Source organism: Hyphomonas sp. UBA3195, assembly GCF_002366485.1.
Taxonomy (GTDB): Bacteria; Pseudomonadota; Alphaproteobacteria; order Caulobacterales; family Hyphomonadaceae; genus Hyphomonas.
Genome location: NZ_DEXB01000050.1, coordinates 52,415 through 66,672, shown reverse-complemented (window position 1 = coordinate 66,672; position 14,258 = coordinate 52,415). Strand labels below are relative to the sequence as shown.

General features: G+C 58.1%; 11 protein-coding genes and 1 tRNA gene. 9 read left to right on the top strand and 3 right to left on the bottom strand.

The features are described 5' to 3' along the window. The first annotated feature begins 4 nt into the window (after positions 1-4). The 6 genes from dxs to B2344_RS15155 all read left to right on the top strand — a co-directional run bounded on the left by dxs (position 5) and on the right by B2344_RS15155 (position 6,999). Positions 5-1,927, top strand: coding sequence for a 1-deoxy-D-xylulose-5-phosphate synthase (gene dxs / locus B2344_RS15180; protein ID WP_290485530.1), 1,923 nt, complete (start codon positions 5-7; stop codon positions 1,925-1,927). 55 nt (positions 1,928-1,982) lie between these two features. Beyond that, positions 1,983-2,594, top strand: coding sequence for a hypothetical protein (locus B2344_RS15175; RefSeq protein WP_206992684.1), 612 nt, complete (start codon positions 1,983-1,985; stop codon positions 2,592-2,594). 98 nt (positions 2,595-2,692) lie between these two features. Continuing rightward, the gene (locus B2344_RS15170) at positions 2,693-3,346 is read left to right on the top strand and encodes a hypothetical protein (RefSeq protein ID WP_206992685.1); all 654 of its coding nucleotides are present in this window, start codon (positions 2,693-2,695) and stop codon (positions 3,344-3,346) included. A gap of 199 nt (positions 3,347-3,545) precedes the next feature. Next, positions 3,546-5,288: a class I adenylate-forming enzyme family protein gene (locus tag B2344_RS15165; protein ID WP_290485529.1), complete on the top strand. Its 1,743-nt coding sequence runs from the start codon at positions 3,546-3,548 to the stop codon at positions 5,286-5,288. 11 nt (positions 5,289-5,299) lie between these two features. Further along, entirely contained in the window at positions 5,300-6,310 is a 1,011-nt protein-coding gene (locus B2344_RS15160; protein WP_290485528.1) for an aldo/keto reductase, read from the top strand. Then, positions 6,307-6,999 (top strand): DUF938 domain-containing protein, encoded by a 693-nt coding sequence (locus tag B2344_RS15155; RefSeq protein ID WP_290485527.1) that lies wholly within the window; start codon positions 6,307-6,309, stop codon positions 6,997-6,999. Before B2344_RS15160 ends, B2344_RS15155 begins: the two co-directional genes overlap by 4 nt. On the opposite strand, the gene metG is transcribed toward B2344_RS15155, so the two are convergent. After that, entirely contained in the window at positions 6,990-8,720 is a 1,731-nt protein-coding gene (metG, locus tag B2344_RS15150) for a methionine--tRNA ligase (protein WP_290485526.1), read from the bottom strand. The genes B2344_RS15155 and metG overlap by 10 nt on opposite strands. Before the next feature lie 225 nt (positions 8,721-8,945). Beyond that, complete coding sequence (locus tag B2344_RS15145) at positions 8,946-9,419, bottom strand: hypothetical protein (RefSeq protein WP_290482857.1); 474 nt, start codon at positions 9,417-9,419, stop codon at positions 8,946-8,948. 241 nt (positions 9,420-9,660) lie between these two features. On the opposite strand from B2344_RS15145, the gene B2344_RS15140 reads away from it, so the two are divergent. Further along, positions 9,661-9,736: transfer RNA gene (locus B2344_RS15140), tRNA-Thr, on the top strand. A gap of 358 nt (positions 9,737-10,094) precedes the next feature. Then, a complete protein-coding gene (locus B2344_RS15135; RefSeq protein ID WP_206992691.1) occupies positions 10,095-10,625 on the top strand; it encodes a redoxin domain-containing protein in 531 nt (176 codons plus the stop codon). A 10-nt stretch (positions 10,626-10,635) separates the two neighbouring features. Here B2344_RS15135 and B2344_RS15130 read toward each other — a convergent pair whose 3' ends face one another. Further along, positions 10,636-11,499 carry an enoyl-CoA hydratase-related protein gene (locus B2344_RS15130; RefSeq protein ID WP_290485525.1) on the bottom strand — a complete coding sequence of 288 codons (864 nt, stop codon included), beginning with the start codon at positions 11,497-11,499 and terminating at the stop codon, positions 10,636-10,638. Between the two features lie 292 nt (positions 11,500-11,791). Here B2344_RS15130 and B2344_RS15125 point away from each other — a divergent pair, with 292 nt between their 5' ends. Then, positions 11,792-14,239, top strand: coding sequence for a TonB-dependent receptor (locus tag B2344_RS15125; RefSeq protein ID WP_290485524.1), 2,448 nt, complete (start codon positions 11,792-11,794; stop codon positions 14,237-14,239). Positions 14,240-14,258: the final 19 nt, after the last annotated feature.

Here is a 14,258-nt window from a genome sequence, read left to right as displayed (position 1 = left end):
TGGAATGACCGACGCCCGCCCCAATCGTTTGCTGGATGCAATCAATTCTCCTGCCGACCTTAAAGGCCGCTCGCGGGCGGAATTGAAACAACTCGCAGATGAAGTGCGCGACGAAGTCATCGATGTGGTTTCGGTTACGGGTGGCCACCTGGGGTCGGGGCTGGGTGTCGTGGAGTTGACGCTCGCGATCCATTCCGTTTTCGATACACCGGCAGACAAGCTGATCTTCGATGTCGGCCACCAATGCTATCCGCACAAGATCCTGACAGAGCGTCGCGACCAGATGCGCACACTGCGACAGCCTGGCGGCCTGTCAGGCTTCACGAAACGTGCCGAGAGCGAATACGACCCGTTTGGCGCTGCGCACGCATCCACCTCCATTTCTGCGGGACATGGCTTTGCGAAGGCGCGCGACCTGCAAGGCGGCGACACGCATGTTGTCTGCGTGATTGGTGACGGATCCATGTCTGCTGGCATGGCCTATGAGGCCATGAACAATGCCGGCGCGGACAAATCCCGCCTGATCGTAATCCTGAACGATAATGACATGTCGATTGCGCCTCCGGTCGGCGCGATGAGCAATTACTTGTCTAAACTCGTATCTTCGCGGCCCTATCGCGGTTTGCGTCGGATCGCCAAAAAAGTGGTCACGCCCATCGGGCTGGAAAGTCCGGCCAGGCGCGCGGAGGAGTATTTGCGCGGCTTTGCCATGGGCGGCACGCTGTTCGAGGAACTCGGCTTCTATTATGTCGGGCCGATCGATGGTCACGATCTCGATACGCTTCTCCCGGTTCTCGAGAATGTGAAAGCGATGAAGGACGGCCCGATCCTGATCCACGTCGTTACCCAAAAGGGCAAAGGCTATGCGCCGGCCGAAAATTCGGCGGACAAATATCACGGGGTCTCGAAGTTCTCCGTAATCACCGGCGAGCAATCGAAGCCAAAACCCAAGGCGCCAAATTACCAGAAAGTGTTTGGCCAGACCTTGGCGAAACTCGGAGAAACTGACGACAAGATTTGCGCGATCACGGCTGCCATGCCGTCCGGCACATCGACCGACATTTTCGCCAAGAAATTCCCGGACCGCCATTTCGATGTGGGCATTGCCGAACAGCATGCTGTGACGTTCGCCGCCGGCCTTGCGGCAGACGGCATGAAACCGTTCGCGGCGATCTATTCTACCTTCCTGCAGCGCGGCTACGATCAGGTCGTGCATGATGTGGCGATCCAGAAATTGCCGGTCCGGTTTGCGATCGACCGCGCAGGCCTTGTTGGCGCTGATGGCGCAACGCATGCGGGCAGCTTTGATATCGGATATCTTGGTGCATTGCCGGGCATGATATGTATGGCAGCTGCAGACGAAGCAGAACTCGCTCGCATGGTTGTGACCTCGGCGCAGATCGATGATGGCCCATCCACCTTTCGCTATCCGCGTGGTGAAGGCACCGGCGCGGCTGTTCCGGAGAACCCCGAGCCGCTCGAAATCGGCAAGGGACGGATCGTTCGCGAAGGCACGACGATTGCGATACTGTCTTACGGCACGCGCTTGGGCGAAGCTGAAAAGGCTGCTGAAATGCTGGCTGCGCAGGGCTTGTCTGCCACGGTTGCGGATGCGCGCTTTGCCAAGCCGCTGGACGCCGAACTGGTCGAACGATTGGCGCGCGAGCATGAGGTTCTGGTCACTATCGAAGAAGGTGCGACGGGCGGCTTCGGCAGCTTTGTGCTGGAACACCTGGCCCGCGTAGGCGCGCTCGACAATGGCCTGAAAATCCGCCCAATGACGCTGCCAGATGTCTTCCAAGATCAGGATAGCCCATACCAGATGTATGAAACGGCTGGCCTTAATGCCCGTCACATTGCCGCCAAGGCGATTGAAGCTCTGGGCCGCGGTGACATTGCCGAGATCAACCGGTTGGCCCGGGCCTGATATCTATCTGAAAAGCAATTTGCGGCGCACGGCGAACCGGTCTTATGTGCCGCGCATGAGACGCTTTCCATTCTATACTTCGATCAGCGCCGCGCTATTGCTGGCTGCCTGCGCCACTGCGCCGGAAGCAGCCGATACAGGGCCGCCACCGGAAACGGTCATTGCGCAGGCATTGGCGGATTCTAACCCGTACGACGCCGAAGCGATGTTAAGCGAATTGCTCGCTCGCAACTCGCTGACGGCCGAGCAACGCGTCCAGGCTTTGTATCATCGGGGCAGCTTGCGCCGACAGGCGGCAGATAATCGGCTGGGCGCGATTGAAGATTTCGAAGCCCTGTTGGAGATCGCGCCGGATCACGCCCTTGCGGCGAATGCACGAACGGAACTCGATTATGTCCGCACCGATGTAGAGCAAATCAAGGTGTCGATGAACCGGTTCCTTACGCTCGCTCAATGGTTTGACGGAACTTGGACTTTGGGTGGCCATGAAGAGGCCGTTGCGCGCTATCGATCGTCAGGCTTGCCGCCGACCCCTGAGCAGGTCGAAACACTGGTCGCCGCAGGCTATATCTGTGAGGCAGGCGAGTCGGATGTCCGCTTGCACGAGTTCGGTGAAGACCGGGATGATCTCATCGGGCTGGAATGGTGTGCAGACCTGACCAGTTGAAAGGTCACATAAAATCCACATTACCGCCCTGTCAGCGCACGCCTTGAGCGACTACGACTAGGCACTGAATTTCTTCTGTTCCCTGTTGGAGATGTCCCATGATTCGTTCCGGCCTAATCGCTGCTGCTTCCGCTCTGGCACTTGCAGCTTGTTCTTCCACGTCCGGCTCGACCGAGGCAACGGGTGCCACAGTCGCACCAATGACTGAAACCATGTCCAGCTACGCGCTGGCGATGACCACGGTTGAGGGTCTGGAGGAGGCTGGCAACACTCAGACCGCCATCGACCGCCTGACCCAGCTTTCAGGCGATCCAGAACTGTCGCGAGAGCAACTTGCCGAGACACTCCTGCGCCGCGGCGAGCTGCGTGCCAGCCATTCAGGCTATGATGTCATGGGCGCGATCGAGGATTTCGAAGAAATCGTGAACACGCTCGACGATACAGCGGTGTATGCCAAGGCAGTGCCTGCGCTCGCGACGGCGCGTGGCAAGGCAGATTCGCTGATGACGGTGTTGAACCAGCCCGAAACCACTCGCCAGCAAAAGTTCGATATACTGATGCAACTGGGCCGCCATGAGGATGCTATCGATCTCATGATTGCCAGCGATCTGACGCCTGACAATGAGACACTGATCGCCATGTACCAGATCGGCTATCTCTGTGAGGGCGATGAGCTGACCGGACGCAGCTACGATGCTGTCGAGCCGGATGGCACCAACCACGCGCTGCGTTTTTGCGATTTCGGCAAGTAACCGCTCTTAATCGATCCAGAATTTTTCGCCGTCGATACGACTGTTTCTATTTCGGAACGGGCGTGTCGGCGGCGTACTGCGCTTTGGGACATGATTTTGCCCCCGCTCTCGAAAAATTGTCGGATGAACGGTCAATTTTTCCTTCAATACTTTGGGGTGGCGTGATTGTGTGGACAAAACACACATCCAGAGGAAACCCATGCCTGCAGACACTTTGCCAAACTGGCCCGCCATGTCCATCGCTCAGGCGAATGAGATGCTCGCGGCCGAAGGTTCCCCGCTAGAACTCATGGACGCTGTCATCAATGGCGTCGAAATGAAGATCTACAAGAATGCGCCGCCGACCATTCCACTGGTGCTTCAACTCGCCAGCATGCAATACGCCGACCGTGACTTCATTGTGTATGAAGATGAGCGCGTGACATTTGATGCCCTCGCCCGAGCCGTCATCAAACTCGCTGCCGTCATGCGCGACACGTATGGTATCGAGAAGGGTGACCGCGTCGCCATCGTCATGCGTAACTATCCGCAATGGCCCGTCGCCTTCTTCGCTGCCTCCATGCTTGGCGCCATTGCCACCCCAATGAACTCCTGGTGGACGAGTGACGAGCTCGAATACGGTCTGTCTTTCGCCGGCGTGAAACTCGCCTTCGTTGACCCACAAATCTATGAGCGTGTCAGGACGGAATGGGAAAAGTTGCCGGACCTGAAAAACGTCATCATCGCGCGCGACCCAGAAGGTGAGTATGGCGACCCGCGCGTGTCACGGATGGAAACATATGTTGGCGGGGCCAATGAATGGGCCAATCTGCCAGCAGTGTCGTGGCCAGCTATTGATCTGGAGCCGGAAGACAACGCAACGATCATGTACACGTCGGGAACGACCGGGAAACCAAAGGGCGCATTGGCCACCCATCGCGCGGTTGTTTCCAACATGTTCAATTCCATGACCTGCCAGGCCCGTATGTTCCTGCGCAAGGGCGAACCTGTACCTGAGCCTGATCCAAACGAACAGCGCGCGACCTTGCTGGCGATTCCGTTTTTTCATGCCACAGGGGCTTTCGCGATCCTGATCCCATCCCTGCTGCGCGGCGACAAGATTGTCTCCATGTACAAGTGGGATGCGGGTAAGGCCCTGCCGATCATCGAGGAAGAAAAGGTTACGGCTGTCGGGGGTGTCCCTGCCATTGCCTGGCAATTGCTTGAACATCCGGACAGGGACAAATATGATTTGTCCTCTATCGCCGCTATTTCCTATGGTGGCGCACCGTCGGCGCCGGAGCTTGTCTCGACCATCAAGAAGCGCTTCCCGGATGCGGCCCCTGGCAATGGCTGGGGCATGACGGAAACGTGTGCCACGGCAACGCTGAACATCGGCGAAGACTATGTGAACCGTCCGGGCAGTGCCGGGGCGCCGCCCAAAGCCGTTGAGCTGAAAATCTGCGATCCTGATGGCAATCCTGTGCCACAGGGCGAAGTTGGTGAACTCTGGTGTAAGGGCGCGATGAACTGCAAGGCCTATTGGAACCGACCGGAAGCGACTGCCGAGACTTTCCGCGATGGCTGGGTCGTGACAGGAGACCTTGCGCGTCTGGATGAAGAGGGCTTCCTCTTTCTCGTTGACCGGGCCAAGGACATGCTGATCCGCGGTGGTGAGAACGTCTACTGTATCGAAGTCGAGAATGCCCTTTATGAGCACCCGGCTGTGATGGACGCGGCGGTCGTCGGCATCCCACACAAGATTCTTGGGGAGGAAGTCGGCGCTGTCGTGCAACTGAAACCCGGCATGCATGTTACCGAAGATGAGTTGAGAGCGCATGCCGCCAGTCACCTGGCTGCGTTCAAGGTACCCGTGAAGGTCCTCTTCATGACCGAGCCCCTGCCACGCAACGCGAATGGCAAGATCCTCAAGCCCGTCCTTCGGGAACAGTTCGTCTCATAAGGACCCAAAGCATGACTGCGAAACGACGTATTGGAGACCGGGAGGTTTACCCGGTTGGCCTTGGTTGCATGAACATTACGCATGCGTATGGCCCGCCGATGGATGAGGCGGAAGCCAAGGGCTTGCTCGTGCGCGCGCTGGACCTCGGCTACGACTTTCTCGACACGGCAACGCTCTACGGCTTCGGGCGCAGCGAGGAGCTGATCGGGCAAGCCCTGAAGGATAGGAGGGACAGTTATTTCCTCGCCAGCAAATGTGTGTTGGGGTTTGATGGTGGCCAGCGGACGCTGGACGCGCGGCCGGAAAGCATAAAGGCCGCCTGCGAGGCCAGCCTGAAGCGCCTGCAGACAGACGTGATTGATCTCTACTACATGCACCGACCGGATCCGAATGTGCCGATCGAGGACTCGGTTGGCGCATTGTCTGACCTGATACAAGAAGGCAAAATCCGCATGATCGGATTGTCGGAAATGGGCGAAGCCGATTTGCGCCGCGCGCACGCCGTGCATCCGATAGCCGCTATGCAGAGCGAGTACTCCCTCTGGGTTCGCAACCCGGAAATCGCCATCAAGGCGGCGTGTGAAGAACTGGGCGTGGCGCTCGTGGCCTTCTCGCCCGTGGGGCGCGGCTTCCTTGCCGATCCGCCGGTTGATCCGGCGAAATTCCATGAGTCGGATTTGCGGGGATCCATCTTCCCGCGCTTCACGCCAGAAAACTATGCCCGGAACCTGCCCCTGTTGGACGAGGCACGGGCCTGCGCAAAAGAAGTGGACTGTTCAGTAGCGCAATTGGCGCTCGCCTGGACGCTCGCCAAGGGAGATAACATTCTCCCGATCCCAGGTACGACCAACCTCGCTCATCTTGAAGAGAACTGGCAGGCAGGCAGCGTCCAATTGTCAGAAGATATGGTTGCGCGGCTGGATGCATTCTTCTTGCCGGAGAAAGCCGTTGGTCCACGCTATAACCGTTTGGGGCAGGCGGTCGTAACCACGGAAATGTATCCCTTCGAGCAAACCCGATGACAAATGGGACTGATGGGGACTACCCAAAGTCCGAAAGCGGCAAACCAGTCGCTCTGGAGGCGCGTGGCACCGAAGGAGACGGTCGGCGGTACTCGCCATCTGTTGCGCGCAATCGCGACCCGATCCTCAGCGTGTTTCGTAACCATGTCTGTAAAGGCGGGCACGTTCTCGAGGTCGCTTCCGGCACTGGCGAGCATGGGGCTTACCTGACCCAGGCGCTTGGCGACCTCTACTGGACTTATTCCGACATTGATGCGGAGAGCCGCGCCAGCCAGAAGGCATGGAGAGACGCCAGTTCGCATGATCGACTGGCGGGGCCTGTCGTCGTAGACGCTTCCAAAGGTCAGTGGGGAGACGTGGAACGGCCCGGCTATTGGGACGCCATAGTCTCAATCAACATGATTCATATTGCGCCTTTCGAGGCTGCGTTCGGCCTCATTGCGGGCGCTGGCAGACTTTTGAAGCCCGGCGGAAAGCTGTTCCTGTACGGACCCTTTGCGCGGAACGGCGAGATCGCACCGTCCAACGCGGCATTCACCGAGAGCCTGCAATCGCGAGATTCCGCTTGGGGAGTCCGCGACCTGGATCGTCAGATCATCCCGCTGGCCGAAGAAGTTGGTCTGTCCGTCGCGAAAATCATCGAGATGCCGGCCAACAATCTGAGCGTCATATTCCAGCGTCAGGCCTGATCACTCCCGCCAAAACGTTCGGTCCATTCTTCGACCTGGCTGTCTTCGATCTTCTGGAACAACACGTCCGGCGGAGATATCTCCATGCCCGGCGGCAGGCTGTTCAACAGGCCGGGAATGTCGCGGAACCTGAAGCTCCGATGCTCGTCGGGAATACCGAGCGCATCGAGAATTTTCTTGCCCGCGTCAGGAATGATCGGCAGTGCGAGAATACCAAACAGGGCCGCGAGGTTCAGGCCCGTGCGTACGCCGACAGCAGCCGCGTCCACATCTGACTTGTACTTCACCCACGGCTCGGCCTTGGTAAGATACTCATTGCCGGCGGCCCAGATTGCGCGGGTCTCGGCGGCGGCCTTGCGGAACTCCATCGCCTCATAATGTTCGATCAGACGTGGCAGGCGCTCCTGCAGTTCCGCCGTCATCCACGCTTCGGCGTCGCCGGCTTCGCCCGTCTTTGGAACCTTGCCGTCGAACTTTGACACCGTGTACTTGGTGATCCGGTTGACGAAATTACCGAGTACGTTGGCGAGGTCGGAATTCACCGCAGACTGGAAACCTTCCCAGGTGAAGGCAGCATCCGAGCCTTCTGGGGCATTGGCGATCAGATACCACCGCCAGTAATCAGCTGGCAGCAATTCCAGCGCTTGGTCCATGAATACGCCGCGCTTGTTCGACGTTGAGAACTTGCCGCCATACCAGGTGACCCAATTGAAGGCCTTCAGCTTGTCGACCGTCTTCCATGGTTCTCCGGAGCCGAGCAGCGTCACTGGGAAGCTGACCGTGTGGAAGGCGACATTGTCCTTGCCCATGAACTGGACGTACTCAGTATCATCGGCGCCCTTGTCGGTGCGCCAGAGGGCTTCCCAATCATTCCCGGTCGCTTCGGCCCATTCCTGCGTGGCCGCGATGTATTCGATAGGCGCGTCGAACCAGACATAGAAGACCTTGTCTTCATAGCCCGGACGCGGATTGCCATCGGCGTCCAGCACCGGCACGCCCCAGCTCAGATCGCGCGTGATGGCGCGGGCGATCAGGCCCTCATCCAGCCATTTGTTGGCGATGGAAACGGCAAGGCCAGGCCATTGGGCGCCCTTGCTGTTCACCCAGTCGCGAATCTTGTCCTGCATCTGCGTTTGCAGCAGGTAGAGATGGTTGGTGTCGCGGATTTCGATATTCTTGCTGCCGGAGACCGAGGAATACGGGTCAATCAGGTCGACCGGGTCCAGGAGCCGTCCGCAATTGTCGCACTGGTCGCCGCGCGCCTTTTCGAAGCCACAGGTCGGGCAGGTGCCCTCGACGTAGCGGTCGGGCAGGAAGCGGCCATCATCGACAGAATAGACCTGTTTGGATGTGCGCTCTTCGATCAGGCCGTTTTGTTCCAGGACTTGCGCGAAATGCTGGGTCAGTGCGCTGTTGGCAGGGCGGGAGGAGCGTCCAAACCAGTCATAGGACAGGTTGAAACCCTCGCCTGCGGCGCGCTGTATCTCGTACTGTTCGTCGCAATAGGCCTGGACGCTCATCTCGGCGGCCTGGGCGGCCAGTTCAGCTGGCGTGCCATGCTCGTCTGTGGCGCAGATATAGGTCACGTCATGGCCCATCAGTCGCATCACGCGGGAATATACATCCGCCGGCAGCATGGAGCCTGCCAGATTACCGAGATGCTTGATGCCGTTGATATAAGGCAGGGCGGACGTAACGAGAATGCGCCGGGTTTGCGTCATGGAGATGCGGTCTTTCCCAAATAGCGTTGCGGGCAGGTCGGGCCGTGTGCCCGGTTGCCCTGCACCTTTTAGCGATGCGCGCCGGAAAGGAAAGAATTGTGACGCCTTAAATAACAGGGCAGTCCGTCAAAAAGAACGCCCCGAACACGCTGCAAGGCGCTCGGGGCGAGGGGTTCCGGGACGCGGTGAGGAATCCTGGACTTTCCGGGAGGAAAATTTGTAGGCCTACAGGCCGTAGCCGGTGGCGGCTGTCACGGTAAGATCGACGCGGCGCGCCATTGGGAATGTGAGGGCATCTGACGGGTTGGCTTCAGCGGCCGACACAAAGGCCGTGCGAATGTCACGCGCGCGGATACCACGGGCGTTCAGGGCTTCCAGCACCACGGCGGCGCGAGCTTCAGACAGGCTGGTGGCCGCCATGACGTCGATAGCATCGGCTGATACGACACTAGCCTCGATGTCCGATACGGCGCATCCGGCAAGCTGGTCGCCAGCCGTGTTGAGCGAGCGAACCGCATAAGAGGAAAGGACTGATTCCTGCTTTGAGAAATAGACGGTGATTTGAGTATCCTGGCAGGTCTTTTCGTAAGGAACATGAACAGGCTCAAGGGGCGGAGCCTTCGGGGCGTCCGACATGGCAGGGAATGCCAAGGCGATTGCGGCGATGCTGAAGCCGGCCAGTATCTGTGCGCGTTTCATTTCCAGTATTCCTTCAGGCTCTCGTGTCGTCTGACACCCATCAACGCCACATCTTGGTGTGTGGTCTCCTGAAGGACTGGATAGACTTCCTTTGAGGCGGAAATATGCGGCCATCAGGGCGAATGGGGCAGAGTTGGGGAAATTGAAAGAAATCGGCTCCGGAGCGAACTGATGACAATTTGACTGGAACACCCGCTTGCGCCGCCGCGCTGATCGAAGTAGTGACACCCATTCCAGCGTGGCCGGCTTAGCTCAGCTGGTAGAGCATCTGATTTGTAATCAGAGGGTCGGGGGTTCGAGTCCCTCAGCCGGCACCAGCAAAAACAAGGGTCTACCCCCTGTTTCGCGGGAAACGCGATGTGGAATTAGCCCGCAACCGGTAAAAATGAGATTGATCGCGCTGGTCGCCTGCGTGAGGCTGGATTATCCGACACGGGCATCAACTTCGCACACCGGCCATCTTTTCTGGCGAGCAGAGCAAGGCGGTCGGACCGTCATTTCATATCCGGAATGCCTGCTTGTCTCCGTTGAATTTGGAAAGACCGTGGCGCAATTCCAGATACCTTGCGTGATGTGTGCGCAGCTCAAATCTGTGTTTCGTCGCGCGTGAAGCGGAACAAGCTGTTCAGTTGTGAGCTAGTGTAACTGCCCGCAGATACTCATAGGATACAATTCATGCCCAATACTCTGACACCCGCCGCATCGTTTCCTGACATCGAGGTTGCCACACTGGGTGGGGGTGACGCCAAGCTCGGCGTCCCCAACCGGGAGCACGGGAACTGGAGGCTGATTGTAGTCTATCGCGGGAAGCATTGTCCCATCTGCAAGACTTATCTGACAGAGCTGAATGGCATGCTTGATGATTTTGCTGCGATCGACGTTGATGTCATCGCGGTTTCTGCTGATCCGGAAGAGAAGGCGAAAGCCTCTGCCAGCGATATCGGCTACATGGGCACGATCGGTTACGATCTCAGCACTGCGCAGATGACCGAGCTAGGCCTATTCGTTTCTGACCCCCGAAGCCCGGAGGAAACTGACCGCCCCTTTGCAGAGCCGGCGACGTTCGTCGTGAGGAATGATGGCAAGTTGCAGATCGTGGACGTATCGAATGCCCCGTTTGCGCGTCCTGCGCTGAAGGGCTTGCTGGATGGCCTTACCTTTATTCGCAAGAAGGATTATCCGGTACGAGGCACTCACACTGGATAAGGATTAGCATTCAGTCAGGTTGCGGGTCGCCGCCCCCTGGACTGGATGTTGATCCACCCAAAACCGGCTTGGCCAGGAGTGGTTCAAATAACGGAGCAGTGCGCGCTTTTCTGGCACGTAGGGCGGCGGAAATATCATGCGTGCTCCACAATGCCGACTGCGTACGGGCAGACCATTCCAGGGAATCCGCAACAGAATGGTCACGTGCCCATCGCAAGGCGGCTTTTGTCCCTGCGATGGCGACAGGTGCCTTCCTGCACACCTGATCTGCGGCGGCCATGGCCAGTTTGATGGCCGCATCCGGCGTATCCGCAAGGCGGGTCACAAAGCCATGCTGGGCCGCTTCGTCCGCATGCAGTGTCTCGCCCAAAAATGCCATCTCTTTTACAACCGGCTCAGGCAGGATTTTCGGCAGGCGCTGCAATGCCCCGACATCCGCCATGATACCTGTATTAATTTCCTCAATCCGGAAATAGGAGTCGCGGGTCGCGTATCTGAGATCGCATGCTGCGGCCAGCTCCAGGCCGGCGCCGAGGCAAGCGCCCTGTATTGCCGCAAAAACGGGGAAGCGTGCGCGCTCCAGGCAAGAGAAAGTCTCCTGCAAGGAAAGAGCGAGATGGTAGAAGCTCTCGCGGGCGCCGGGCGAGTCAGGCTCGGGGATACCGCCGGCAAATTCATCGAGATCCATTCCTGCGCAGAAATTTCGTCCGCCTGATGACAGAACCATGGCGCGTACTTCCCCACTGCGATCGAGCGCGGAGATATCGGGTGCTAGTCCATTCCAGAATCCGGCGCCCAACGCATTCCCTGACTGGGGGCGCTCCAATATGAGGTGGGCGATTCCTGCGTCCAGTCCGATCGTAAATCCAGGCATATTTCAGGTCCTTTACATGCTAAAGAGGTCTTAAGGACCCTTTTATTCAATGTGCGAGTTTTGACAATGATTCGGTGCCCGGAATCGCTCTGGTGCATGTGTAATAAAAAAATAAAAATAAAACAACGCAGTAAATTGAGGGGTGATTGAGGCGGAGTAATCCGCAGGCGCGCAATTTTGTGAAGGTGAGTGATCTTGGTTTCAAAAAGGGTCTTGACGGAAACAATCAACGAGGGACATCTTGCGGTATAACAAAAAGAACCCTCGCACCGCGGGGGTAAGGGAGGGAACAATGTTGAAACGCGCTCTTGGCGCCACCGTTTCGGTGTGCGCTTTTGCCATGGTCATGCAGTCGGCCGCCGCGCAGGATGTCTCAGGCGAGGCTGAGCCTGAGATGGAGTCCCGTACTCTGAGTACGGTCACGGTTACGGCCACGCGGCGAGAGGAAAATATTCAGAGTACGGGAGCTTCGGTTTCGGCGCTCGACAGCGAGGCATTGCTCGACCGGTCGGTCCAGTCCGTCGAAGATGTCGCAGACATGGTTCCGGGACTTCACGTTTCCAACTATCAGGGAGACACGTCCATTTTTATTCGTGGCATCGGTACGCCGGTCATCGTGGCCGGTGCCGACAGTTCCACGGCGACCTATCTGGACGGAGTCTATTTGTCGCGCGCGGCTGCAATTGGTCCTGGTTTCTTTGACATAGAGCGCGTGGAAGTCTTGCGCGGTCCACAGGGAACCCTCTACGGGCGCAACGCCACCGGTGGCGCCGTCAACATCATCACCAAGCGCCCCACCGATGAATTCGCCGGCGAAGCGCGACTGATCCTTGGCAATTATGATCGCACGCACGCATTCGCCGCCCTGAGCGGCCCTCTCAATGACCGTGTGCGGGCCCGTCTGGCGGTCCAGAAGGAGGATCGCGACGGGTACACGACGGTTCATCTGCCACGTGGGACACTCCCCGCATCCCAGCCCGATCGCACATTCGATGCGGAGGACAAGCACGACATCACCGCCCGCGCCACGGTGGAGGTCGATTTGACGCCCACCGCCATGCTCACCTTGACGGGGGACTATTACGAAGCGGACGATCGCGCCAACGTCTTCCATTTTGCGAGCCTGGGGTACCAGGATGAAGTGCCGGGCTGGCTCGGGACTCGCGAGGGCTCCCAGACGCTGCCCTATTTCGGCATCAAGAATAGTGGCCGTATCTCGGCACCCTCCTCTCGCGCCATCTTTTCGGCAGTCGACTATTTCAACGAAACAAGCGTGTGGGGTCTCACAGGGCGGCTCGACTGGGCCCTCGGCGACTATGATGTTCAGGTCATCACCGGCTACAAGAATTCAAATCCTGACTTCCAGAACTCGTTTGATCTCGGAGACACGTTCAATACCTACATCCATCGCGCCGAAGATCATGAGCAATGGAACGCCGATTTCCAGCTATCCTCCCCGTCCGGAGGACGTTTCAGCTGGATTGCCGGGGGCGGATACTTTTCTGAAGAGAATGATATCCAGAACAACATCTTTGGCGACTTCTGGGAGCCGATCCTTACGCAAGGCCTGCTTGATCTGCAGACTGCGGGTGTCCTGCCACCCTTTCAGGTCAGCATTCCGGAAAGCACGCTATGTTGCGAGCTGCACCTGAACGGGCGTCAGGAAACCGAAGCATTCAATATCTTCATTGATACGAGTTTCGATCTGACCGACAGGCTGACATTGAAGGCCGGTCTGCGATATTCCGAGGAAGAGCGTGACGGCTTCCAGAATTTCGACCTCGCCTTTCTCCCGTCAGCACCGGGCGGGTCTCTTGTTAGGTTTGCACCGGAAGTTCTGTTTTTCCCCAACGCAGTTAGTGAAAGCCGTGATGGTGTCCAGCCAGACCCGTTTGGGTTCGTGGTTGCACCAGTCGAGGGCCCTGCGACCTTTGATGCGACCACGCCGAAGTTCGCCCTTGAATGGACGGCTGCGGATGACCTGCTTCTTTATGCGAGCGCCCAGCGTGGCTTCAAGAGTGGCGGATACAATATTGGATCCAGCCAGCGAACCCCATACGAGCCTGAGGAAATCTGGGCCTATGAAGCCGGCCTCAAAGCTGGACTGCTCGACAAGCGACTGCGTCTCAACGCGGCGACATTCATATATGATTACACAAACCTGCAGGCGCAGGACTCGATCGCCAACCAGCCCATCATCCGGAACGTCGGCAAGGCGGAAGTCAGAGGGGCTGAAGTCGAGTTTGCGGCCTTGCTCGGCAATGTGTTTCAACTCGACGGGTCGGTAACCTATCTCGACGCGGTTTTTACCGAAGGCGAGTTGACTGAACCCTTGCGTCCCGCACCGCTGACGGATGAGCCGGGATCAACTCTTCGCAATCTTGATGGTTTGAGGCTGCCTCGGGCTCCGGAATGGAAAATGAATATCGGCGCTCAGGCAGACTTTGCGGCATTTGGCGGCGATCTGACCCTTCGGGCGGACTATGCCTGGCAGGATCAGGTCTTCTTTACCGTGTTCAATATCAATGCGGCGTCACAGGATAGCCATGGTGTCCTGCGCGCGCGGGCGACATATGCGCCGGGACACGGACAATACAAGGTCGCGTTGTTTGGGGAAAACCTGACAGACGAGACCTATTTCACCAACCAGATTCTTACGGGCACAACCTATGGTGCCGAATTCGTCGGTTCCCTCGGTGCGCCGCGTACGTTCGGAATCGAACTCTCCACCCAGTTCTAGAGGCTCAGCCAGAGGAAAC

Excerpts from the sequence above, each read along its gene's own strand:
- dxs (WP_290485530.1), top strand. The coding sequence starts at position 5 with ATGACCGACGCCCGCCCCAATCGTTTGCTGGATGCAATCAATTCTCCT.
- B2344_RS15175 (WP_206992684.1), top strand. The coding sequence starts at position 1,983 with ATGAGACGCTTTCCATTCTATACTTCGATCAGCGCCGCGCTATTGCTG.
- B2344_RS15170 (WP_206992685.1), top strand. The coding sequence starts at position 2,693 with ATGATTCGTTCCGGCCTAATCGCTGCTGCTTCCGCTCTGGCACTTGCA.
- B2344_RS15165 (WP_290485529.1), top strand. The coding sequence starts at position 3,546 with ATGCCTGCAGACACTTTGCCAAACTGGCCCGCCATGTCCATCGCTCAG.
- B2344_RS15160 (WP_290485528.1), top strand. The coding sequence starts at position 5,300 with ATGACTGCGAAACGACGTATTGGAGACCGGGAGGTTTACCCGGTTGGC.
- B2344_RS15155 (WP_290485527.1), top strand. The coding sequence starts at position 6,307 with ATGACAAATGGGACTGATGGGGACTACCCAAAGTCCGAAAGCGGCAAA.
- metG (WP_290485526.1), bottom strand. The coding sequence starts at position 8,720 with ATGACGCAAACCCGGCGCATTCTCGTTACGTCCGCCCTGCCTTATATC.
- B2344_RS15145 (WP_290482857.1), bottom strand. The coding sequence starts at position 9,419 with ATGAAACGCGCACAGATACTGGCCGGCTTCAGCATCGCCGCAATCGCC.
- B2344_RS15135 (WP_206992691.1), top strand. The coding sequence starts at position 10,095 with ATGCCCAATACTCTGACACCCGCCGCATCGTTTCCTGACATCGAGGTT.
- B2344_RS15130 (WP_290485525.1), bottom strand. The coding sequence starts at position 11,499 with ATGCCTGGATTTACGATCGGACTGGACGCAGGAATCGCCCACCTCATA.
- B2344_RS15125 (WP_290485524.1), top strand. The coding sequence starts at position 11,792 with ATGTTGAAACGCGCTCTTGGCGCCACCGTTTCGGTGTGCGCTTTTGCC.